The sequence below is a fragment of the Protofrankia sp. CiP1_Cm_nod4 genome, from assembly GCF_982290645.1.
Window position 1 is genome coordinate 28,943 of record NZ_CEVIVC010000027.1, and the last position, 21,682, is coordinate 50,624.

The 21,682-nt window shown below is 72.2% G+C and carries 16 protein-coding genes; 9 read left to right on the forward strand and 7 right to left on the reverse strand.

What is annotated here, in order from left to right:
* From AC5LSR_RS07855 to AC5LSR_RS07870, 4 genes are all read left to right on the forward strand, one after another.
* Positions 1-664, forward strand: a 664-nt coding sequence (locus AC5LSR_RS07855; RefSeq protein ID WP_493468299.1) for a protoporphyrinogen/coproporphyrinogen oxidase, incomplete at its 5' end; no start/stop codon positions are given.
* Positions 665-948: 284 nt separating this feature from the next.
* Complete coding sequence (gene hemQ, locus AC5LSR_RS07860; RefSeq protein ID WP_250282122.1) at positions 949-1,695, forward strand: hydrogen peroxide-dependent heme synthase; 747 nt, start codon at positions 949-951, stop codon at positions 1,693-1,695.
* A gap of 1,004 nt (positions 1,696-2,699) precedes the next feature.
* Complete coding sequence (locus tag AC5LSR_RS07865; protein ID WP_445548331.1) at positions 2,700-4,325, forward strand: sugar transferase; 1,626 nt, start codon at positions 2,700-2,702, stop codon at positions 4,323-4,325.
* 436 nt (positions 4,326-4,761) lie between these two features.
* On the forward strand, positions 4,762-5,826 hold the full coding sequence (locus AC5LSR_RS07870) for a phosphotransferase family protein (protein WP_250282120.1): 1,065 nt from the start codon (positions 4,762-4,764) through the stop codon (positions 5,824-5,826).
* A 249-nt stretch (positions 5,827-6,075) separates the two neighbouring features.
* On the opposite strand, the gene cysC is transcribed toward AC5LSR_RS07870, so the two are convergent.
* Positions 6,076-7,833 carry an adenylyl-sulfate kinase gene (gene cysC, locus AC5LSR_RS07875; protein WP_250290853.1) on the reverse strand — a complete coding sequence of 586 codons (1,758 nt, stop codon included), beginning with the start codon at positions 7,831-7,833 and terminating at the stop codon, positions 6,076-6,078.
* Positions 7,834-8,183: 350 nt separating this feature from the next.
* On the opposite strand from cysC, the gene AC5LSR_RS07880 reads away from it, so the two are divergent.
* From AC5LSR_RS07880 to AC5LSR_RS07890, 3 genes are all read left to right on the forward strand, one after another.
* The gene (locus AC5LSR_RS07880; RefSeq protein ID WP_250282140.1) at positions 8,184-8,930 is read left to right on the forward strand and encodes an inositol monophosphatase family protein; all 747 of its coding nucleotides are present in this window, start codon (positions 8,184-8,186) and stop codon (positions 8,928-8,930) included.
* A gap of 213 nt (positions 8,931-9,143) precedes the next feature.
* On the forward strand, positions 9,144-10,058 hold the full coding sequence (gene cysD, locus AC5LSR_RS07885; protein ID WP_250282138.1) for a sulfate adenylyltransferase subunit CysD: 915 nt from the start codon (positions 9,144-9,146) through the stop codon (positions 10,056-10,058).
* Positions 10,059-10,217: 159 nt separating this feature from the next.
* Positions 10,218-11,462, forward strand: a complete 1,245-nt coding sequence (locus AC5LSR_RS07890) for a sulfate adenylyltransferase subunit 1 (RefSeq protein ID WP_250282118.1) — start codon at positions 10,218-10,220, stop codon at positions 11,460-11,462.
* Positions 11,463-11,533: 71 nt separating this feature from the next.
* Here the strand turns inward: AC5LSR_RS07890 and AC5LSR_RS07895 are convergent, their stop codons facing one another.
* Positions 11,534-12,358, reverse strand: coding sequence for a pyrimidine reductase family protein (locus tag AC5LSR_RS07895; protein WP_493464695.1), 825 nt, complete (start codon positions 12,356-12,358; stop codon positions 11,534-11,536).
* A 289-nt stretch (positions 12,359-12,647) separates the two neighbouring features.
* Here AC5LSR_RS07895 and zapE point away from each other — a divergent pair, with 289 nt between their 5' ends.
* Positions 12,648-13,772: a cell division protein ZapE gene (zapE, locus tag AC5LSR_RS07900; RefSeq protein WP_493468300.1), complete on the forward strand. Its 1,125-nt coding sequence runs from the start codon at positions 12,648-12,650 to the stop codon at positions 13,770-13,772.
* Between the two features lie 788 nt (positions 13,773-14,560).
* Here the strand turns inward: zapE and treZ are convergent.
* The gene (gene treZ, locus AC5LSR_RS07905; protein ID WP_250282112.1) at positions 14,561-16,312 is read right to left on the reverse strand and encodes a malto-oligosyltrehalose trehalohydrolase; all 1,752 of its coding nucleotides are present in this window, start codon (positions 16,310-16,312) and stop codon (positions 14,561-14,563) included.
* Between the two features lie 251 nt (positions 16,313-16,563).
* On the opposite strand from treZ, the gene AC5LSR_RS07910 reads away from it, so the two are divergent.
* Entirely contained in the window at positions 16,564-17,433 is an 870-nt protein-coding gene (locus AC5LSR_RS07910; protein ID WP_493468301.1) for a histidine phosphatase family protein, read from the forward strand.
* Positions 17,434-17,633: 200 nt separating this feature from the next.
* On the opposite strand, the gene lysA is transcribed toward AC5LSR_RS07910, so the two are convergent.
* The 4 genes from lysA to AC5LSR_RS07930 form a co-directional block, all read right to left on the reverse strand.
* Complete coding sequence (gene lysA / locus AC5LSR_RS07915; protein ID WP_250282108.1) at positions 17,634-18,971, reverse strand: diaminopimelate decarboxylase; 1,338 nt, start codon at positions 18,969-18,971, stop codon at positions 17,634-17,636.
* Between the two features lie 434 nt (positions 18,972-19,405).
* The gene (locus AC5LSR_RS07920) at positions 19,406-19,984 is read right to left on the reverse strand and encodes a beta-class carbonic anhydrase (RefSeq protein ID WP_250282105.1); all 579 of its coding nucleotides are present in this window, start codon (positions 19,982-19,984) and stop codon (positions 19,406-19,408) included.
* 71 nt (positions 19,985-20,055) lie between these two features.
* Positions 20,056-20,211, reverse strand: a complete 156-nt coding sequence (locus AC5LSR_RS07925; protein ID WP_250282103.1) for a hypothetical protein — start codon at positions 20,209-20,211, stop codon at positions 20,056-20,058.
* A gap of 286 nt (positions 20,212-20,497) precedes the next feature.
* Positions 20,498-21,562: an NUDIX hydrolase gene (locus AC5LSR_RS07930; RefSeq protein WP_250282100.1), complete on the reverse strand. Its 1,065-nt coding sequence runs from the start codon at positions 21,560-21,562 to the stop codon at positions 20,498-20,500.
* Between the last annotated feature and the right edge of the window lie 120 nt (positions 21,563-21,682).

Below are 21,682 nucleotides of genomic sequence, written 5' to 3' on the forward strand. Positions count from 1 at the left end.
AGCCAACATCGAGGCCGGCATCGCGGCCGGCCCTGGCGCCGACGCCGTCGGCGGACACAGCGCCTGGGACGTCGACGCCGACGCGGTGATCCTCGCCGTACCCGTGCCCGAGGCCCGGCGGCTGCTCAGCCCGGTGGCGCCGTACGTGGCCGCGCCGCTGGCCGCGGTCCCGTACACGTCGGTGGCGTTGATCACGCTGCTCTACCGCGGGGTACAGCTGCCGCGGGGCAGCGGCTACCTCGTCCCGCCGAGCCAGGGCAACGTGATGAAGGCGGCCACGTTCCTGTCCGCGAAGTGGCCGCACGTGTCGACGGACCCCGGCCTGAGCGTCGTGCGGGCGAGCGTCGGCCGGGCCGGCGACGAAGGCGATCTGGAACGTTCCGACGTCGAGCTCGCCGGTGTCGTCGCGGCCGAGCTGGCCGCCGCGACCGGCCTGACGGCCCGGCCGCTGGCGAGCCGGGTGACCAGGTGGGACGCTGCGCTCCCGCAGTACCTGCCCGGCCATCTCGAGCGGACGGCGGTGGTGCGCGGGATGCTGCCGGCCGGTCTCGCGCTGGCCGGCGCCGGGTACGACGGGGTGGGCATCGCGGCGTGTGTCCGCTCCGGTGAGGCCGCGGCGGAGACGGTGCTGCGTTCCGACGATGCGGTCCGGGTCGGCCAGTGACCCGGCGTTCCGGACGCGGCCCGTTCGCGGTCCGCGGCCGGCCTGAGCGGTGGTCCGCTTCCGGTCGGTGACCCGGCGTCCCGGGTGCCGGGCCCGTTCCCGGACGGTGGCCCGTTCGTGGACGGTGGCTCGTTCGTGGATGGTGACCGGGCTCCGGGGGTGCCCGTGGGGTGCTGGCGGGCCCCTGCCGGCCCGGCAGATGATCACGGCCGGTGGGATGGGGCTCCGCGCGCAACCGTGGGTACCCGCGGGCCTCCGCCGGCCCGGTAGGCGACAATTGGGCCATGCCCGAGACTCCCACAGCCATCACCGAGACTCCCGCGACCGGGAGCTCCCGAGGCGGTCCCGTCCCCTCCGCCCGGGATCTCAACGCCGAGCTGCTCTACACGTCCTGGTCGGTCTTTGCGGCGCGTGACGCCCTGCCCGCGGACCGGACGGCGATCGCGGCCGAGGTGGAGGACCTGCTGGACGGGGCGCTCGCCAAGGACGTCTACACCCGGGGCGTCTACGACCTGAGCGGCTACCGGGCGGACGCCGACGTCCTGCTGTGGTGGACCAGCCCCGACCCCGACCTGCTCCAGGAGACCTACCAGCGGTTCCGCCAGAGCGCTCTCGGGCGGGCGCTGGCACCGGTGTGGTCGTCGGTCGGCCTGCACCGGCCGGCCGAGTTCAACCGCAACCACGTGCCCGCCTACGTCCGGCGCGAGGACCCGAAGGCGTACGTGTGCGTCTACCCGTTCAACCGGTCGCTGGAGTGGTACCTGCTGCCCGACTACGAACGCCGCGGCATGCTCGCCGAGCACGGGATCATGGGCCGGGAGTTCCCCGACGTCCGGGCGAACACGGTGGCCGCGTTCGGGCTGGGTGACTATGAGTGGCTGCTGGCCTTCGAAGCGGACGAGCTGCACCGGATCGTCGACTGCCTGCGGCACCTGCGCGCCAGCCGGGCGCGGGCGCACACCCGCCTGGAGACACCGTTCTTCACCGGTGTCCGCAAGCCGGTCGCCGACCTCGTCGCGGCCCTGCCGTAGGCGGCCCTGTCACGGGCGGTCCTGCCGTAGAGACGGTCCTGTTATAGGCCGCCCCGGGGCGGTTCGCCGGACGTACCGGCTTCTCGCCGGATGAGCCCCGGCCTCCTGGCCGGGCGCCGTTTTGGCCAAACGTTGGTTCAGCCGGGCATGGGTTTGACCAAACGTTGGTTTGGTCGGGCGTTGGTTTGGCCGGGCACGGGTTTGGCCGGGCGCGAGCGTGGCCAGGTGCTGGTTTTTCCAGGTGTCTGTTTAGCTGGGTGCCTGTTCAGCCGGGTGCCGGTTCGGCCACGGCGTCGGCCGCGGCATCGGTCGCGGCTCCGCCCCTGGCGGATGCGGGTGCCGGCACCGGCGCTTCCCTCACGCCTCCGCTTCTTTCAGTAGCTACGGAATAACTTTTCGCAGCGAAATGGCGTTGCCTCGCCAGGGGAATAACTTTCCGCATCTTCTCGTGTGTATGTGGTGAGCATATGGCCCTCCGTCCGCCCGGTTCCCCCCGGATAAAGAGGGCATTACGTTGCAATTAAGGCTGTCGCCTGCCGCCTGTCGGCGACTGCCGGGTGGGTTTGCCTCATGCCGTGAACCGTGCGACGCCTCTGCTAGTATCCGCCACATGTTCACGGCCGTTTGTCCGTACCATCCGGCCAGTTGCTTTCTGTAGTCGCAAGGAGGTTGCTGGATTATCTGTCCAGCAGTGCCAGTATATTTTTTCCGTTGTTGTCAGCCGGCTGTCCGGGTGGGGGAGTTCGATGGGCGTGGAGCGATGTCCGGTGGTCGCCGGACGGTTCGTGGTAAGGACTGGTCTCGATACCGTCCGTGTTTTTCCACGGTGGCCGTAACGATTCACGTGGGCGTCCGTGTGCCATGGAGGGACGGCCGCGCGTAATGGTTGCGGAAGGTGTCCGGTCGCATGCCGGCCGGGTAGCCTCCTGGCCCGGACCGAAGCAAACCAAAATTTTTCAATCCCAGCGGACAGTAACTTGCCCGAGTCCTGGGGGGGACTGGCAGTGACAGAAACCATGCCCGATGGCGCGCGGACGCCGACGGGTGCCGCAGCGGCACCCGTTATACCCGTCCTCAGCGTCTGGCCGCACAACGACCCTGCTTTCGTCGACGTTTCCCGGCTCGTCCGGCAGCGACTGCCCAGCCGGTCGGCAAAGCCGTTACCGCCGGTTCCGGAGACGGTTCAGAAGGATATTGCCTACCGGGCCCAGGTCGGCTGGGAGCGCAGATACGTCCGGCTGCTCGCGATGTTCGACGCGGCCGGCTGCGTCCTGGCGGCGCTCATGGCCTTCCTGGTGCGTTTCGGCGACAACCCTGCGTCGTCCTGGCCGTATATTGTGATGAGCGGCGTACTGCCGTTGGCCTGGGTGCTGTCGATGGCGTTCGGGCGCGCCTACGAAGGGCGTTTTCTCGGCGGTGGTTCGGAGGAGTTCAGGCGGGTCATCAACGCGTCCGCCCGGCTCACCGCGTGCGTCGCGGTCATCTCCTACGCGACGAAACTTGAGATCGCCCGAAGTTACGTCCTCATCGCGTTCCCGATGGCGACGCTGCTCGCGGTCGTCGGGCGCTGCTGCGGGCGGGGGATCCTGCACCGTATGCGCCGTGGTGGGCGCTGCCTGCACAGAGTCCTGGTCATAGGCTCCGGTGACGCCGCGGCGACCCTCGTCCGGCTGGCCCAGCGCGACCCGACGGCGGGCTGGTCCATGGTCGGCGTCTGCCTGGACCGCCTGCCCGGCCGGCACAGCCACGACCGGCTCGAACGCAGCGGCTTCGACCTGCTCGGCGTTCCCATAGTGGGGACGCTGGAAAGCCTGCACACCGCCATCGGGGCGACCATGGCGACCACCGTCGCGATCTGCCCACAGATGGACGGTGAAACGCTCCGCCGGGTGATGCTGGCCCTCGAGGGCAGCGACATCGACGTTCTTGTCAGTTCGGCGCTCACCGACGTCACCGGCCCCCGGATCTCGATCCGTCCGGTCGCCGGGCTTCCTCTGCTGCATATCGAGGAACCCGAGCTCACCGGTGCCCGCCGGGTTCTCAAGGCATGCGTCGACCGCGTTTTCGCGTTGGCCGCGGTGCTGCTCGCACTGCCGTTCCTGTTGGCGGTCGGTATCGCTATCCGAGTGACCAGCCGTGGCCCGGCGATATTCAAACAGACCCGGGTGGGCCGTAGCGGCGAGACGTTCCGCATGTACAAGTTCCGCTCCATGTACCTCGATGCCGAGGAGCGTCTGGAAGAGCTGCGCGCCGCGAACGAGCGCGCCGAGGGCCTGTTGTTCAAAATACGCGACGACCCGCGGGTGACCCCCATCGGCCGCTTTCTGCGCAAATGGTCGCTCGACGAGCTGCCCCAGCTGTTCAACGTCCTCAACGGGAACATGTCGCTGGTCGGCCCGCGGCCGCCGCTGCCGGCGGAGGTGGCCCGCTACGAAGGCGACGTGCACCGCCGGCTGATGGTCAAGCCCGGTCTCACCGGGCTGTGGCAGATCAGTGGCCGGTCCGATCTGGAGTGGGACGAGTCCGTCCGCCTGGACCTGCGTTATGTCGAGAACTGGTCCCTGGCGATGGATTTCGTCATCCTGTGGCGGACGTTGTTCGCGGTGGTGCGCCGGGAAGGTGCCTACTGACCTGACACCCACCGAGCCCATATCGGCTACCCGCCAGCCATCCACCGGTCATCCACGAGCTGTCCGTCCACTGACACGGTGTGCCGCCGAACCACCTACCGGCGCGCAACGGCGGCACACCGTGTCGACATTTCGGGTTGATATTCCGGATCGACATGCTGATATTGGCATGTTGGACCGACATGCCGAACGGCCCGCGCGAGGGACTGAGCGAGGAACGGTATGGACCCGATCGTCGCCGCGAACCTGCGTTCCCGTGCCGACGGCCCCCGGGCCGTCATGGTGGATGGCGGATGTTCCTCTCGTCCGGAGGGCCGCTGGTTCCCGCCGGCGTCGCGGCCGTCCGGTGCTCGTTGGCCGGTGTTCACGGTCCCGTCCGGGGCGGCCTGGTTGAATCGGTCCGTGAGCGCCGAGTGCCCGGATCCCGGGCCCGCGGATGGGTGAGCGTACCGGCGGCGGAGCCGTCGATGCCGAGCTGGTGGCCGCGCTGGCCGCGGTCGGCCGGCGGGTCGTGGGGGAGCGGGAACCGGCCGCCGCGGCTGTCCTGTCCGCCCGCCACGACAGGCTGCTGGTGCGTTACGGCGACGCCGTCCTCAAGGCCCACGCGCCGGGGACGGATCCGGCGCAGCTCGCGCTGCGGCTGAGCCTGGCGGCCGATCCCCGGCTGAGCGACAGCCTGCTCGCGCCCCTGCCCATCCCGGGCGCGGACGCGCCGGGACTGCTCACCCGGGCCCGCGGCCGGCTCGTCAGCGCCTGGCCGGTGGGCACGCCCCTGTATCCGGACGATCCCGCGGCGATACCCGAGACGGCCGTCGACGACCTGCCGTGGGAGCAGGCGGCGGCCCTGCTCGCCCGGCTGCACGCGGTACCCCCGCGGGGGCCCGTCCCGCCGGCGAGGGTCCGCCGGGGTGTGGAGCGCGCGATGGCGAAGCTGTCCGGCCTGCCCGCCTCGGCCGGCGGCGACCCTGCCGTGGGGGAGGTCCTTGCCGCGTACGCGACGCTCCTGTCCGAGGAGACGGCCGGCGCCCACCCGCGCGCGGGCCGCACCCGGACGGCCCGCACAACTCGTACGACCCATATGATCCACCACTTGGCCCGGGCGGCCCCCGTCTCCGCCCCCGCGCCCGGGGGCGTACTCGTGCACGGGGACTGGCATCTGGGCCAGCTGCTGCGGCTCGACGGCCGGGGGTTACGGATCATCGACGTCGACGATCTCGGCGCCGGGGACCCGGTGTGGGATCTCGCCCGGCCGGCCGCCTGGTACGCCGCCGGTGTGCTGGCGCCGGCGGCGTGGGGCCGGTTCCTGCGCGGGTACACCGCCGCCGGCGGCCGGGCCGTGCCGCCCGACGCCGACCCGTGGCCGGTGCTGGATGCCCCCGCCCGGGCGCTGACCGTGGCATACGCGGCGAGCGCCGTGGCGGACAGCGTGCTCACCGGCGTCCCGCTCGACAGCGTCTCACGGGCCTTCGTCGACTGCTGCCACCGTATGCGCCGGCTTTGACTCCCCGGCACGCATGCCGCCCGGCCGTCGGTGACAACCGCTGCCGGGACGGCGGGAACGACCTGCCCCAGCCGGCCGGAATTTCATGATCGTAAACGGTCCGGCCATGGAAGTGAGGGCGGAAACGGTCGCCACAGCAGCCGTTTCCGCCCTCACTCTCATGCGTGACGTGAGGTGGCTTTCACCAGTCGGACGGGATGCGGCCGGCCGGCCGGTGCGCTGATGTGGGGTTCTTGGCACGGGACGGGGTCAGGGGGCCAGCCAGCCGTCGGTGCGCAGGCGGCTGAGGACGGTCTGGACGGCGTCGTGGGGGGAGGCGTCCACGGTGTCGATCACGATGTCGGCGTCGGTGGGTTCCTCGTAGGGGTCGGAGACGCCGGTGAAGGACGGGATGATGCCGGCGCGGGCCTTGGCGTAGAGGCCCTTGCGGTCCCGGGCCTCGCAGACCTGGAGCGGGGTGGCGACATGGACCAGGACGAACCCGCCGCCGCTGTCCTCGACCATCGCCCGGACCTGGCGGCGGACGTCGTCGTAGGGGGCGATCGGGGCGCAGACGGCGGTCCCGCCGACGGCGGTCACGGCCGCCGCGACAAAGCCGATCCGCAGGACGTTGGCGTTGCGGTCCTCGCGGGAGAACCCCAGCCCCTTGGACAGGTGCAGCCGGACGACGTCCCCGTCGAGCAGGGTGACCCTGCGGTCCCCGCGTTCCAGCAGCCGGCACACGAGCAGCTTGGCAAGCGTCGACTTGCCCGAGCCGGACAGCCCGGTGAACAGCACGGTCAGGCCCCGCTCGCCGCGCGGCGGCTGCGCCCGGACCAGCTCGGCCGCCACCGCCGGCGGGGTCAGCGGCGGTGGCAGCCGTGTCCCGCGGTCGAGCAGCATCGACAGCGCGGCCGCGCCGGGGGCGCTGGGCGCCGGGCCCGCGGTCATCGCGCTGAATCCGTAGGCGAGGCAGACCTGCATCCGGTAGGCCAGCTCCCCGGCGAGGGCGGGCTCACTGTCACGGTCGTCGATCTCCGGGCTGGCGCCGCGCCGGTACTGGCCGTCACCGCCGTCACCGCCGCCGCCGCCACCGCCGCCGCCAGCGTGGCCGCCGCTGTGGCCGGCAGCCGCCTGCCTGTCGCTGCCCGTGACGGTCTCGGGGCGGATGACGCTTTCCGGGCCGAAGGCGACCGACTCCGTCAGACGGGTGACCGGCCGCACCGGTACCAGGGCGAGCATGGCCCGGACGTCGCCGATCGTGGCCAGCGCCGCCTTCAGGCAGCGGATGCGCAGGTGGTGGCGGGCGTCGGCGGAGTCGGCCCCGCCGACCGGGGCGAGTACGACGACAGCGTCGCCGCCGGCGCCCAGCGCCTCGATGCGGTCCAGGTCCGCGGTGTGCAGCAGGCCGTCGGCCCACACCGCGACGGGCGCCGGCTCGTCCGCGGCGGTCCAGCCGCGCCGGAGCAGTTCCGCGCGCAGCGCCGCCGGGGTGAAGCGCAGCTCCGGATAGTCGGGATGCTCGGGCAGCCGCAGCCCTTCGACCGTCCCGGACAGGGCCGAGCCCACGACCTCGGTCAGGTGCAGCGCGGCGAGCATGACGCCCTCGGAGTCCCGCAGGGCGACCGTCGAACCGGCCTGGAACTTCTCGGCGTCCTGGGCGCCGGCGCCCCCGGCGTCCACGATGTACTGCGATGCCGGGTGCTGCGGTGCCGGGTGCTGCGCGGGCAGCGGCGAGGCCGGTACCGGGGAGATCGGCGCTGGGACCGATGCCGGCGAGGGCGCCGTCGAGGGCGTCCGAGCGGAACTGGCCGGGCCGGCTGGGCCGCTTGGGCCGGCTGGGCCGTTGCGTCCGTGCGCTGGTGGCAGGCCGCCTCGCGGTGGATACCCACCGGACAGCCACAGCTCCAGTTCCGCGAGCTGAACAGCGCTCAGTGTCACTGACTGCCAGCGCAGCGAGGCAGCGGTCAGTTCCGCGGCACGCGCTTCGTCGACCAGCAGTGCGGTCCTCTCACCGGTGGTACGCACACCGGTGACGGTAACGGTTGGCGTGCGTATCCCGCCGCCTGTGACGGGCTGACGCGCCGCCCGCCGTCACAACAGGTGGCACACTTCCGCTGATGAGCAGCCAGCGGCCGGCGGACGCCGGCGGGGGAGCCCCCGGCATATCCGTAGACGCCGCCACGGGTGGGCCCGCCCCCGGCGGCTCCCCATCCGATGATCCCGTATCCGGTGCCCTGGCGGCTGGCGACCCATCCGCCGCCAGCCCGGCGTCCGGTGTCCCGGCTGCCGCCAGCCCGGCGTCCGGCGTCCCGGCCGCCGCTGTTCCGGCTGCCGGTGGCCCGGCCCGCGTCGTTCCCGCGCTCGATGACGCCGCGTTGGCGGCGCGGCTGGCCACCGACGCGGGCGCGCTGCTGCTGCGGATCCGTGCCGAGCGGGGGTTCGCCGATCCCGCCGCGCTGCGGGACGCCGGCGACACCCGTTCGCAGGCGCTGCTGGCGGCCGCGCTGGCCCGCCACCGCGGCCAGGACGCGGTCCTGTCCGAGGAGGCGGCCGATGACCCCGCCCGGCTCACCGCCCGCCGAGTGTGGATCATCGACCCGTTGGACGGGACCCGGGAGTTCAGCGAGCCGGGCCGCTGCGACTGGGCGGTGCACGTGGCGCTGTGGCAGGACGGCGAGCTGGCCGTGGGCGCTGTCGCGCTCCCGGCGCAGGGCGTCACGCTGACGACCAACAGGCCGGCTGCCCCGGCTGCCCCGGCTGTCGCCCCCGCCCCGCCTGCAGGTGGTGGCGGCCCGCGGCTGGTGGCCAGCCGGACCAGGGCCCCCACGCTGGTCAGCACGGTGGCCGAGGCGCTGGGTGGCACGGTCGTGCCGCTGGGTTCCGCCGGCGCGAAGGTGGCGGCGGTCGTCCGTGGCACGGCAGACGCCTATCTGCACGCCGGCGGCCAGTACGAGTGGGACTCGGCCGCGCCGGTGGCCGTCGCCCGCGCGGTGGGCCTGCACACCAGCCGGCTCGACGGATCCGCGCTGGTCTACAACCGGGCGGACCCGTTCCAGCCGGACCTGCTGGTCTGCCGTCCCGAACTGGCCGCCGAGATCCTGACGCTGATCGGTGCCGGCTGATCGGTGCCGGTCACGAGCGGCCGCCCACCGGCTGGCAGCCACCGGCTGGCGATCAGTGGCTGGCGATCAGTGGCTGGCGATCAGTGATCGACGGTTACTGGCCGCTGGTCGCCGCGCGCCCGCCGGAGTCGCTGTCCCGGGGGCCGCTTCGTGGGCTACGTTGGGTGGAATCATCCGCCGGCTTTCGCCACTGTTCTCGACGGGGGATTCCGCGTGCCCGCGATCGGCTACGAGCTCACCCATCTGCAGACGCTCGAGTCCGAGGCGATCCACATCTTCCGCGAGGTGGTGGCCGAGTTCGAGCGTCCCGCGCTGCTGTTCTCCGGCGGCAAGGACTCGATCGTCATGCTCCGGGTCGCGGAGAAGGCGTTCTGGCCGGCGAAGCTGCCCTTCCCGCTGGTGCATATCGACACCGGCCACAACTTCCCCGAGGTGATGGCCTTCCGGGACGCCCGGGCCGTGCAGCTGTCCGCCCGCCTGGTCGTGGGCTCCGTCCAGGACGCCATCGACGCCGGCACCATCACCGAGGACACCCGTCCCGGCGCTTCCCGTAACCAGCTCCAGACGCCGGTGCTGCTCGACACCATCGAGGAGAACAGGTTCGACGCCGTCTTCGGCGGGGCGCGGCGGGACGAGGAGAAGGCCCGGGCGAAGGAGCGCTTCTACTCCTTCCGGGACGAGTTCGGCCAGTGGGACCCGAAGAACCAGCGTCCCGAGCTGTGGTCGCTCTACAACGGCCGGCACCGGCCCGGCGAGCACATCCGGGTGTTCCCGCTGTCGAACTGGACCGAGCTCGACATCTGGCGTTACATCGCGCAGGAGAACCTGGAGATCCCGTCGATCTACTACGCGCACACCCGGGAGGTGGTGGAGCGCGACGGCATGCTGCTCGCGGTGACCCCGCTGACACCGCCGCTGGCGGGGGAGCGGGTACTCTCCCGCCAGGTCCGCTACCGGACGGTGGGTGACATGTCCTGCACGGGGGCGATCGCGTCGGGCGCGGTGACGGTCGACGAGGTGATCGCCGAGGTCGCGACCACCAGGATCACCGAACGCGGCGCTACCCGGGCCGACGACCGGGTCAGCGAGGCGGCGATGGAGGACCGCAAACGGGAGGGCTATTTCTGATGGCCGTTGCGGCGGTTCCGATGGGCTGCTGCGGCGGTCGTCCTCCGATGGCCGGGGCAGTTCTTTCGACCTTCCGATGGCCGTGGCGGTCGCGATGACCGTGACGGATGTGTCGCAGGTGTTGGTTCCGGGTGCCCGGACGCGTTCTGGAGAGGTGTGATGAGGGAACTGCTGCGGGTCGCCACCGCGGGTTCTGTCGACGACGGCAAGTCCACGCTGATCGGACGGCTGCTGTTCGACACCAAGTCGCTGTTCTCCGACCAGCTGGCCGCGGTGGAGCGCACCAGCCGGGAACGTGGGGACGGCTATGTCGACCTGGCGCTGCTCACCGACGGGCTGCGGGCCGAGCGTGAGCAGGGCATCACCATCGACGTCGCCTACCGTTACTTCGCCACCCCGAAACGGTCGTTCATTCTCGCCGACACCCCTGGCCACGTGCAGTACACCCGCAACATGGTCACCGGCGCCTCCACCGCCGACCTCGCGTTGCTGCTGGTCGACGCCCGCAAGGGGGTGCTCCAGCAGACCCGGCGGCACGCCTTCCTCGCGTCGCTGCTGAGGGTCCCCCATCTCGTCCTGTGCGTGAACAAGATGGACCTGGTCGATTTCGACGAGGGCGTGTTCGAGAGGATCAAGGACGATTTCCGGGCGTTCGTCGCCAAGCTGGAGATCGTCGACGTGGCGACCATCCCGATCTCCGCGCTCGGCGGGGACAACCTGGTCTCCCGGTCGCCGAGCACCCCCTGGTACGAGGGCACCTCGCTGCTGCACCACCTGGAGGAGCTGCACATCGCCTCCGACCGCAACCTCATCGACGTCCGTTTCCCGGTGCAGTGGGTGGTCCGGCCGCGCACCGACGAGCTGCACGACTACCGCGGCTACGCCGGCCAGGTCGCCGGCGGTGTTCTCAAGCCGGGGGACGAGGTGATCGTTCTGCCGTCCGGGCTGACCTCGCGCATCGCCGCGATCGACACCTATGACGGGCCGGTGGCGGAGGCGTTCCCGCCGATGTCGGTGACGGTCCGGCTCGAGGACGACCTGGACGTCTCCCGCGGGGACATGATCGCCCGGCCGGCGAACCAGCCGGCGGTCGGTCAGGACATCGACCTGATGGTCTGCTGGATGGTGGACGCGCCGCTGCGGCCCCGGGCCCGGCTCGCGATCAAGCACACCACCCGGTCCGTCCGCAGCGTGATCAAAAATATCGCCTACCGGGTGGACGTCGACACCCTGCACCGGGACGACTCCGTCGCCGAGCTGCGGCTGAACGATATCGGCCGGGTGACGGTGCGCACGACCGCGCCGTTGTGCTTCGACCCGTACCGGCGCAACCGCACGACCGGCAGCGTGCTCCTCATCGACGAGGCCACCGGGGCCACCGTCGGCGCCGGCATGCTCCTCTGAGCGACGACCCGCTCTGGACACGGTCCGCCACGGGTGGCCACACGGTGGCCGCACGGTGGCCGCGCGGCTGGTCAGCGGCGCAGGTAGCGCAGGAACAGGTTGCCGTCCTCCTCGAGGACCTGACTGAGCGTCATCGTCAGTGGGGCCTGCCAGCGCCGGCCGCGGACCATCCGCAGATGGTCGGGGCCGGCGAGCAGCGGGGCAATGGTCACGCACAGCTCGTCGAGCAGGCCGGCGTCCGCGAGGTCGGCGTGCAGGGACGGCCCGCCCTCGCACAGGACGCGGCCCAGCCCTCGCTCGCCCAGGGCACGCAGGGCCACAGCGGGATCCACTCTGCGTTCACCGCAGACCAGGACGTCGGCGACCTCCGCGAGCGCCTTGCGCCGGGCGGGGGGCGCGGCCTCGCAGGTCAGCACCAGCGGGCGCACCGGCGCGGCGAACAGCCGGGCGGACGGGTCCAGCCGCAGGGCCGCGGAGACGACGGCGACCGGCGGGACCGCGTCCTGCCCGGCCGCGACCCGCCGCTCGCGCCGGTCGGGCGGGACGATGACCGGCCCGTAGTCCTCGGCAACCACGGTGCCGGCACCGACGAGGACGACGTCGGCGAGCCAGCGCAGCAGCCGGAAGACCCGGCGGTCGGCGCTCCCGCCCAGGGCGCCGGACCGGCCGTCGACCTCGGTGGCCCCGTCGACCGACGAGACGAAGTTCGACCGGACGTGCACCTGCCCGGCGGCGAGCGGCGGCAGCCGGTAGCAGGCGTCCAGGTCGACGGCGCCCACGGCGCCGCTGCTGGTACCGGCACCGGTCGTAACGCCGGCACCGTCCGTGACATCGGCGCTGCCCGCCGAGTGGGTACTGGCCGCGACATCGGCATTGCCGGACAACAGGTGGCGCACTCCGGCAACTCTATTCTCACCGGGGCGCACCGGGCCGCTGCGCCTTCCAGGGCTGCGCCGTGCGGTGCCGTTGTTGTGCTGTGCCGTTGTCGTGTCGTGTCGTGCTGTGCCGTTGCCGTGTCTTCCCGGGTTGTCCGGGCCCGCGCCGTCCATTGTGCCTTCTGAAAAGCAACCGGACCGGACGCGGGAGACCGGAAGTCACAGCGTCCGGGGCGAAAAAGATGTGAGCTCGCTCGCGTGACACTTCTTGGGACAACATCAGCCCGATGGTTTTTCGTAAGGTGTGGAAATGCCGGAACGTCTGGTCGACCGCCATCCTCAGGTACCCCCGGACGATCTGGTCGCGGCCCTGCTGCCACCGCCGCGGTTCAACGACGTCCGTTTCGACACCTATCGGCCGGATCCCGCCGAGCCGAGCCAGGCCGCCGCCGTCGTGGCACTCGGCCAGTTCGCCAGCCGGGTCGCCGGCGGCAGCCGGGCGGGGGAGCCCGCCGGCGGGCGCGGCCTGCTGCGCTTCGGCCGCCGTAACAGCGGTGGGCGCAGCACCCGCCACGGCGGGCCGGTGGCCGCCGGTGCCGGCGCGGGCCCCACCCGTCCCGGGGTCTATCTCGACGGCGGCTTCGGGGTCGGCAAGACCCACCTGCTCGCCTCGCTGTGGCACGCCGCGCCGGGGCCCAAGGCGTACGGGACGTTTGTCGAGATCACCTCCCTGGTCGGCGCGCTCGGGTTCGCCCGGACAGTGGACGCGCTCGCCGGCCTGCGGCTGCTGGCCATCGACGAGTTCGAGCTGGACGACCCCGGCGACACCGTCCTCGTCTCCACGCTGCTGACCAGGCTGGTGGAGTCGGGTGTCCGGCTGGCGGCGACGAGCAACACCCAGCCGGAGGACCTCGGGGCCGGCCGGTTCGGCGCCGACGACTTCCTGCGCGAGATCCAGGGGCTGTCCGCGCAGTTCCACGTCCTGCGGGTCGAGGGTGAGGACTTCCGCCACCGCGGCCTGCCCAAGCCCCCGGTGCCCCTGGACGACCAGGAGGTCAGCCGTCGCGCCGCGGCCATCCCGACCGCCAGCGAGGATGACTTCGCCACCCTGTGCGCGCACCTGGGCGAGCTGCACCCGTCCCGCTACGGCGCGCTGGTCGACGATGTCGGCCTGGTCTGCCTGCACGGGGTGGCCCAGGTGGTCGACCAGGCGGTGGCGCTGCGGCTGGTCGTCCTCGCCGACCGGCTCTACGACCGGTCGCTGCCCGTCGCGGCGTCCGGCCTGCCCTTCGACGAGCTGTTCTCCCCGGAGATGTTCGCCGGCCCGCACCGCAAGAAGTTCCAGCGCGCGGTGTCGCGGCTGTCCGCGCTCGCCCGTGACGGCGGGTCCGACGAGATGGTCGTCCGGGAGGGCTCGGCGAGCACCGGCGGCTGACCGTCCGCCCAGCCCCCAGCCCCCAGCCGCCCGGGTGGGCGCCGCGACGGTTGTCCCGTCGCCCGGGTGGCGGGACACTTGTCGCCACACGGGCCGAGCGCGCCGGGCCGACCGAGCACCCCGGTGGACATATCGCCGGCGGATGCCGATGGATGCCGACGGATGTCGGTGGGCATCGGGGGACGCCGCCGCACCCGGCAGCCGGGTGGTGGTCGCGGCCGGGTCCGCGTCGTCGCCGGCCCGTCGCGTCGGAGGCGGCCCGGAGGGGATGGGGACGGATGACGGACTACATCGTTCTGCTGGTCGTCGTGCTGGTGCTGTCCGTCTGCATCCTCGGGCTGCTGTATCTCGTGCTGTCCGGCGCCGAGGAGCAGGACCGGCGGCTCTGACGGGAGCCGGCACGCACGCGGGCCGGCACGCACGCGGGCCGGCGCGCACACGCGGGCCGGCGCGCACACGCGGGCCGGCGCACATCGGGACGTGTCTGCACATATTCACGCGCACACATACAAGTTCGCATGTATTTGTGCGTATCAGCGTCTTCTTGTGCATGTCAACGTGGGTTCATGCGTATTCGTGCTTATTCGCGCTGATTCACGCGTATCGGCGGATGATCCGTGCGGACCGGGCAGGGGCGCACACGGCCCGCGTGGGCCCCTGTGCCGCGGGCCGCGCGTCCCCGCATGGATTCATGCCGCTCGCGGGGCGGTTTTCCCGGCCCGCGGGAAACGCGGCCCGGGGAAAACCTGTCCCGCCGGCCCGGGCCGGCGGGACGAATTCCGGCGCGTTCAGAGCAGCCGGGCGATCACGACTGACTCGGCGTCCAGTTCGATGCGTCCCGGCATGAAGGTGAAACCGGTGGCGGAGGCGGCCGGGATGTCGAAGGGCACACCCTCGACCGGCACCGGCTGGCGCCGGTCGGACAGGTTGCACACGACGGCGACCTGCCCGCGGCGCAGCACGAACCACCGGGCGTCCTCGTCGAAGGTGCAGTGCACCTTCGGCAGGGCGGGGTCGGTGAGGCCGGGCAGGGTCCTGCGCAGCGCGGTCAGCCGCCGGTGCCACTGCAGCAGCCCGGCGTGCCGGGGGACGCTCAGCTGCGACCAGTCGAGCCTGGAGCGGGCGAACGTCGCCTCGTCCTGGGGGTCGGGGATCTCGTCGGGCCCCCAGCCGTGCGCGGCGAACTCGCCGCGGCGGCCCTTGCGGACGGCGTCGGCCAGGCCCGGCGCGTCGTGGTCGCTGAAGAACTGCCAGGGCGTGGTCGCGCCCCACTCCTCGCCCATGAACAGCATCGGCGTGAACGGGGAGGTCAGCAGCAGCGCGGCCCCGACCTTGAGCAGGCCGGGGCTCAGCGTCGCGCTCGCCCGGTCGCCGACCGCCCGGTTGCCGACCTGGTCGTGGTCCTGGAGGAACGTGATGAACCGGTGGGCGGGCAGGTGGCCCGGCACCGGGCGGCCGTGGGAGCGCCCCCGGAACGTCGAGTACGTCCCGTCGTGGACGAACGCGTGCTCCATCGCCTTGGCGAGGGTGGCGAGGCTGCCGAAGTCGCTGTAGTACCCCTGGCGCTCGCCGGACAGCGCCGCCCACAGGGCGTGGTGGACGTCGTCGCACCACTGCGCGTCCAGGCCGTACCCGCCGGCTTCGCGGGCGGTGACCACCCGGGGGTCGTTCAGGTCGGACTCGGCGATGACGAACAGCGGCCGGCGCTGCTGGGCGGCGAGGCTGTGCACCGCCGTGGTGATCTCCTCCAGCAGGTGGACGGCCCGGTTGTCGGCGAAGGCGTGCACCGCGTCCAGCCGCAGGCCGTCGCAGTGGTAGTGCCGCAGCCAGCCGAGCGCGTTGTCGACGATGAACGCCCGGACCTCGTCCGAGCCGGGCGCGTCGAGGTTGACCGCGGGCCCCCAGGGCGTGACGTGGGAGTCGGTGAAGTAGGGGCCGAACCGGGCCAGGTAGTTGCCGTCCGGCCCGAGGTGGTTGTAGACCACGTCCATGATCACGCCGATGCCCCGGCTGTGGGCCGCGTCCACGAAGCGCTTGAGCCCGTCCGGGCCGCCGTAGGGCTCGTGGACGGCGTAGAGGTCCACGCCGTCGTACCCCCAGCCGTGCCGGCCGGCGAAGGCGTTGACGGGCAGCAGCTCGACCGCGTCGACCCCGAGCGCCACGAGGTGGTCGAGTCGTCCGATGGCTGCGTCGAAGGTGCCTTCCGGGGTGAACGTGCCGATGTGCAGCTCGTAGAGGACGCTGCCGGCGAGCGTGATGCCCCGCCAGGCACTGTCGGACCAGGGGAACAGCGAGTGGTCGACCAGGCGGGAGCGGCCGTGGACGCCGTGCGGCTGCCAGGCCGAGCGCGGGTCGGGCAGCTCGTCGACGTCGCCGTCGACGAGGAAGGCGTAGTCGGTGCCGTGCCCGGCCGCGGGCACGTTGACCCACCACCAGCCGCCCTCGTCGGTCATCATCTCGTGGATGGTTTCGCGACCGTCCGTGCTGGTGGCTACACCTACCGTCTTGGCATCTGGCACCCACACGCGGAAAGTGCTCATCGGTACTGTCTACCCGTTGTCGATTGCATGAGCATCTGTGATCTCGATTTCACGGCGCCGTTACAGGTGTGGTGTCGCGTATCTACCTGACGTTCCGGTTGACGTTGCGTCGAGCGGCCCTCCGCTGATCGTGCGATCGTGTGATCGCCCCGGTTTCGTCCTGCCCCATGTCTCAGGGCAGCATGGATCGGGTCCGTCCCGCCGGGGTTTCGGCTGGTTCCGGGACGGATCACGACCCGGTTGTCGCGGCTGTGTTCAAGTATTGCGGATACGCTGTGATCGTGCACATAGCGACAGCAGATGGTGCCGCCGCGTGGGGCGTGCCGGCGGAACTCGTCGTGGTGCGGCACGGGCAGAGCATCGGCAACGCGGCCCTCGCCGCGGCCGAGGCCGCCGGTGCGTTCGACACCGGTGTCACCGAGCGGAATCCCGACGTCCCGCTGTCGCCGCTCGGCCGGGAGCAGGCCGGCGACCTCGGCCGCTGGTTCGCCTCGCTGCCGCCGGAACGTCTCCCGCAGGTCGTGCTGTCCTCGCCGTACGCCCGCGCGCACGACACCGCCCGTGCCGTGCGCGACGAGCTGGCCCGCGCCGGCCACCCGCTCCCCCCGCCGCGCCTCGACGAGCGGCTGCGAGACCGTGAGACGGGCGTGCTGAACGGGCTGACCTCGGCCGCCAGGCAGGCCCGGTTTCCCGACGAGGTGCGGCGGCGGGCCCATCTCGGGGAGCTCTACTACCGGCCGCCGGGCGGTGAGTCCCTCACCGACGTGGCGCTGCGGCTGCGCAGCTTCCTGCGGGACGCCTGCCGGGAGCAGGCCGGCCGCCGGGTGCTCGTCGCCGCGCACGACGCCGTCGTGATCATGTTCCGGTTCGTTCTCGAGGGCCTGACCGAGGCCGAGCTGGTGGCGCTGAGCGGTTCGGTCGCCAACGCGTCCGTCACCCGCTGGGTGGCGGACGCCGGACGGCTGCGCCTGGCCGAGTACAACCTGACCGGCCATCTCCGGAGCGGCCGGATACCCGAAGAGCACCCGCGCGGCGGCCGTCCCGCCAGCGAGCATCCCCCCAGCGGCCGTCCCGCCAGCGGCCGTCCCGCCAGCGGCCGTCCCGGCGCCGGTACCGGCTGACGGCGCGGGGCTGCCCGTCCCACGGCGGCATCGGAGACCCGCACGTGTCCCCGCGAACAGCGGCACGCGTCGGGAGAAGATCGGCGCGAGTTTGTCACTGTGTACGCTGACGCGGCCAAAAGCGCGCACGACAACAAACTCGCGCCGAGCATGTCCTGCGCGGGTGGTTGCGGACAGGATGCGTGCCGCCTGGCCGGCGTTCAGCTGGCGGGCTCGGTTTCCAGAACGGCGTCTTCCAGGGCGGTGTCCAGTTCCGCGTGGACGAGGTCCTCGTAGGTCTCGCGGCGCCGGATCAGCCGGACGTCCCCGCCGTCGACCAGCACCTCCGCGGGGCGGGGCAGGCTGTTGTAGTGGCTGGCCATCGTCATGCCGTAGGCGCCGGCGGTGAAGACGGCCAGCACGTCCCCGGGCCGCAGCGGCGGCAGCAGCCGGTCCTTCGCGAGGTAGTCGCTGGACTCGCACACCGGGCCCGCGACGTCGTAGCGTGTCAGGCCCGGCTGGTCGTGCTCGCCGGTACGGCTCACCGGGGACAGGCCGCCCTGCGGCCGGGCCGGCCACAGGAAGTGGAACGTGTCGTAGAAGGCGGTCCGGATCAGGTGGCTCATCCCGGTGTCGGTGATCACGACGTTCCGTGAGCCGGAGGTCTTCAGGTAGCGCACGCCGGCCAGCAGCACGCCGGCGTTGGCCGCGATCGAGCGGCCGGGCTCCATGACGACCGTGCCGCCGGCGGCCACGAAGGAGCGCAGCTTCGGCGCGATCACGGCGGCGAAGTCCGGCCATCCCGGGACGCCGGCTCCCTCGTAGTCCGCGGGGAAACCGCCGCCGATGTTGATCGTCGGGACGGGGGCGCCGTCGGCGGTCAGCTTCTCCGCCAGGGTCAGCACCTTGTCCAGGGCGTCGCCGTAGGCCCGCGGGTCGAAGATCGGGGAGCCGATGTGGAAGTGCAGGCCCGCCGGCCGCAGCCAGCGGTCCTCCACGGCCAGCCGGTACACCTCGTGCACCTGGTCGAGGTCGATCCCGAACTTGCCGCCGCGGCGCCCGGTCGTGGTCTTGGCCGGGGTGCGGGAGCCGGCCGCGACGTCCGGGTTGACCCGCACGGCCGCCCCCACCGGCAGCTGGCAGTCGGCCGCCGCCCGGGCGAGGGCGCGCATCTCACCCTCGGACTCCACGTTGACGCAGCGGATGCCGGAGCGCACCGCGTACCGCAGCTCCTCGTCGGACTTGCCCACGCCGGCGAAGACGATCCGCGGCGCGGGCACCCCGGCCAGCAGCGCCCGGTACAGCTCGCCGCCGCTGACGACGTCCACACCGGCGCCCGCCGCGGCGAGGCCGCGCAGCAGGTGGATGTTGCTCAGCGCCTTGGCCGAGAAGCAGATCAGCGGCTTGAGCTCGGCGAACGCGTCCGCCACCTGCCGCAGGTGGGTGACGAGGGTGCCGTGCGAGTACACGTAGACCGGCGTGCCGAAACGGGCCGCGATCTCCTCCATGGCGACGTCCTCCACGTACAGCACGCCGTCCCGGTACGCGAAACGATCCAATGCCTTCTCCCGGATGATGAGTCACGCACCATGGCGATCGTCGCGAGCTGGGGTGGTGCCTGCCCGCAGCACCCCGGACGGCCGGGATCCCGCGGGCAGGTGGCGGCCTGAACCTCCGGTTCACGGCCGCGCCGACAGGCACGCTCCAGCGTGCGGCTCGCCGTCGACAAGCCGGTGCGCTTGTCGTCGACGGGCCGGTGGAGGTGCCCGGGCGAGGCGGATCAGACCCACCGTCCGACGTACCCGCGACCCGGGGCGCAGGTTCAGCGCCGACCCGCCCAGAATACTGAAGCCGCCCCGGTTTGACCGCACCCCGGGCCTTTGACCGCCGCGTGCGGGCCGGCTCAGGCGCACGGCCGGCCTGTGCCGCCTCGCCGGTCCCGGCCGGCCTGTGCCGCCTGCCGCCTGTGATCCGGGCTATGAGGCGGTCCGGGCTATGAGGCCCGGCCGGCTTCGGTGGCGGTCGGGACCTCGACGAGCAGGCCGCTCTTGACGTCGTAGATGTAGCCGTAGATCGGGATACGCCCGGGGACGAGCGGGTGGCTGCGGACCCGGCGGACGTCCTCGGTCACGCTGGTGGCCTGGTCGGAGATCGTCAGCCAGTCGATGTAGTCGCCCTCACGGGCGCCCGGGCCGGTGCCGACGTCGTGGAAGCCCTGGTCGCCGAGGGCGGCGGTCTCCAGGCTGTTGGCGAGCAGGCCGCGGATCACCTCGTCGGTGAAGAACTCCATCCCGCAGTCGCTGTGGTGGATGACGAACCACTCCTTGGTGCCCAGCAGCTTGTACGAGATCACCAGCGAGCGGATCGCGTCGTCGCTGGCGCGCCCGCCGGCGTTGCGGATCACGTGGGCGTCGCCCTCGCTGAGCCCGGCGTACCTGGCCGGGTCCAGCCGGGCGTCCATGCAGGTGAGAATGGCGAAGCCCCGCGCCGGCGGCAGGGCCAGCTCGCTCTTGTCACCGAACGAGGCGGCGTACTCGGCGTTGGCCGCGATGACTTCAGGCAGAACAGACATCTGCAACGCTCCTTTGACGTGGTGACTGATCTGTTGACGTGTCTGTTGACGTGGTGACCGGTCTGTCAGCGTTACGCGGCCGGAATCCCTGTCCGGAATCCCGGTACGGCTGGAACTACGCGGTACGGCGGCTCCTCGGGAAACACGTCGGCCTCGTCGACGCAGCCGAACGTCCAGTTCGTGTCACGCGCCAGGCCGTACCGGTCGCCGCGGGAGAGCCTGGGCATCGGGAGATCTCCTTTGCCGCCGGAATACTCACGTTTGTCTACGCAGTCAGTAGACAAGGTGGACAATGAACTGTCAAGGACTCCTAAGAACTGCTCGCGGCGTGTGCCGGCCGAAGCCCGTCGGCATCATCAAGAGTGAATCTTGCGGAAACCGCTGGCCGGACAGCTCCGTGTCATTCCGGTTCGGACGGGTATGCCCGGGAAAGCCGGCCCGCCGGACGCCCGCACCGCGGGGTCGGACGCGCCGTGCCGGGCCGCGGGCTGTCCGTGCCGTCGGCCTGCCCTGTCAGGCTGCGGGGGGTGGCGTGCGGGCCGGCCGCGGCGGCCGCGGCGCGCTGGAATCCCCGCCGCGTCCACCGGGGCCGGGTGTGCGGCCGGGGCCGTCGTTGTCCGGGAGGAGGTCGTAGCCGTCGTCGTGCGGGAGGAGCAGGTGAGCCTCTCCGTCACGGATGAGGATCTTCGGACGCACCGGGCGGAGGTCCCGGGTGCGCGCTGCCGCCAGGACGGCCGCGACGGATGCGTGCTCGGCCAGTTCCCGCAGCGTGTGCGCGGTGGGCGGCAGCATCGCCAGCCGTCCCGCCAGGTGTTCGGCGAGGGCCGTGGCCGGTGACAGCCACAGCAGCCGGTCGGACTCGCCGGGTATCGGGCGGGTCCGCTGCTCGACCGGCATGGCGGCGATGAAGAAGCGGGTGTCGTACCGGCGGGGCTCCACCTCGGGAGTCACCCAGCGTGCCCACGGGCGCAGCAGGTCGACGCGCAGGCCCAGGCCCCGGCGGGCCAGCAGGGCGGCCATGCTGAGCTGCCTCTTCTCCAGCGCGAGACGGTCGGTCTCCCAGCTGGGATCGGTGACGTCGGCGACGCTGTCCGTGCCGGGCCCGGCGAGCAGCACGCCGCTCTCCTCGAACGTCTCCCGCACGGCGGCGCACACCAGGGCGCGGGCCAGCGCCGGCTCGGCGTCGAGGGCCGCGCCGACGTCCGTTCCCGTGTCCGTTCCGACGTCCGTTCCCGTGTCCGTTCCGATGGCTGTCGCGGAGTCTGTCGCGGAGCCCGTCTCGGCGGTGCCGAACCACCGCGGCTGGGCGGCGACGTCGGCCGGGTCCACCGTCCCGCCGGGGAAGACGTGCATGCCGGCGGCGAAGGCCATCGTCGACACCCGGCGCAGCAGGCAGACCTGGATGCCCGTCCCGTTCTCGGCGTCCCGGAGCAGCGCGACGGTGGCGGCGTCGCGGGTCGCGACCGCTTGGCCGTGACCGGCCTGGAAGGCGGCCGCCCGCCGGGCGAGGTCCGGCGGCACCGGCCGCCGTGGCGCGCTCAGCGGATCCCGGCGCTCCCCACCCGTCAGATCGGCCATTCGTCACATGTTAGGCCGCGCCCGGACGAGCGGCATCCCCCTCCTCGGACGGTTTCGCCGGGCTCGGTCAGGTTCCCAGGGCGGTGAACCGGACGGGCTCGCGCAGGACGGTGGCGGCGG

What these genes read in the sequence shown, in the direction of transcription:
- AC5LSR_RS07930 (WP_250282100.1), bottom strand. Translation starts at nt 21,562, where the DNA reads ATGGCCGATCTGACGGGTGGGGAGCGCCGGGATCCGCTGAGCGCGCCA.
- treZ (WP_250282112.1), bottom strand. Translation starts at nt 16,312, where the DNA reads ATGAGCACTTTCCGCGTGTGGGTGCCAGATGCCAAGACGGTAGGTGTA.
- AC5LSR_RS07920 (WP_250282105.1), bottom strand. Translation starts at nt 19,984, where the DNA reads ATGTCTGTTCTGCCTGAAGTCATCGCGGCCAACGCCGAGTACGCCGCC.
- AC5LSR_RS07870 (WP_250282120.1), top strand. Translation starts at nt 4,762, where the DNA reads ATGGGTGAGCGTACCGGCGGCGGAGCCGTCGATGCCGAGCTGGTGGCC.
- hemQ (WP_250282122.1), top strand. Translation starts at nt 949, where the DNA reads ATGCCCGAGACTCCCACAGCCATCACCGAGACTCCCGCGACCGGGAGC.
- AC5LSR_RS07890 (WP_250282118.1), top strand. Translation starts at nt 10,218, where the DNA reads ATGAGGGAACTGCTGCGGGTCGCCACCGCGGGTTCTGTCGACGACGGC.
- AC5LSR_RS07925 (WP_250282103.1), bottom strand. Translation starts at nt 20,211, where the DNA reads ATGCCCAGGCTCTCCCGCGGCGACCGGTACGGCCTGGCGCGTGACACG.
- zapE (WP_493468300.1), top strand. Translation starts at nt 12,648, where the DNA reads ATGCCGGAACGTCTGGTCGACCGCCATCCTCAGGTACCCCCGGACGAT.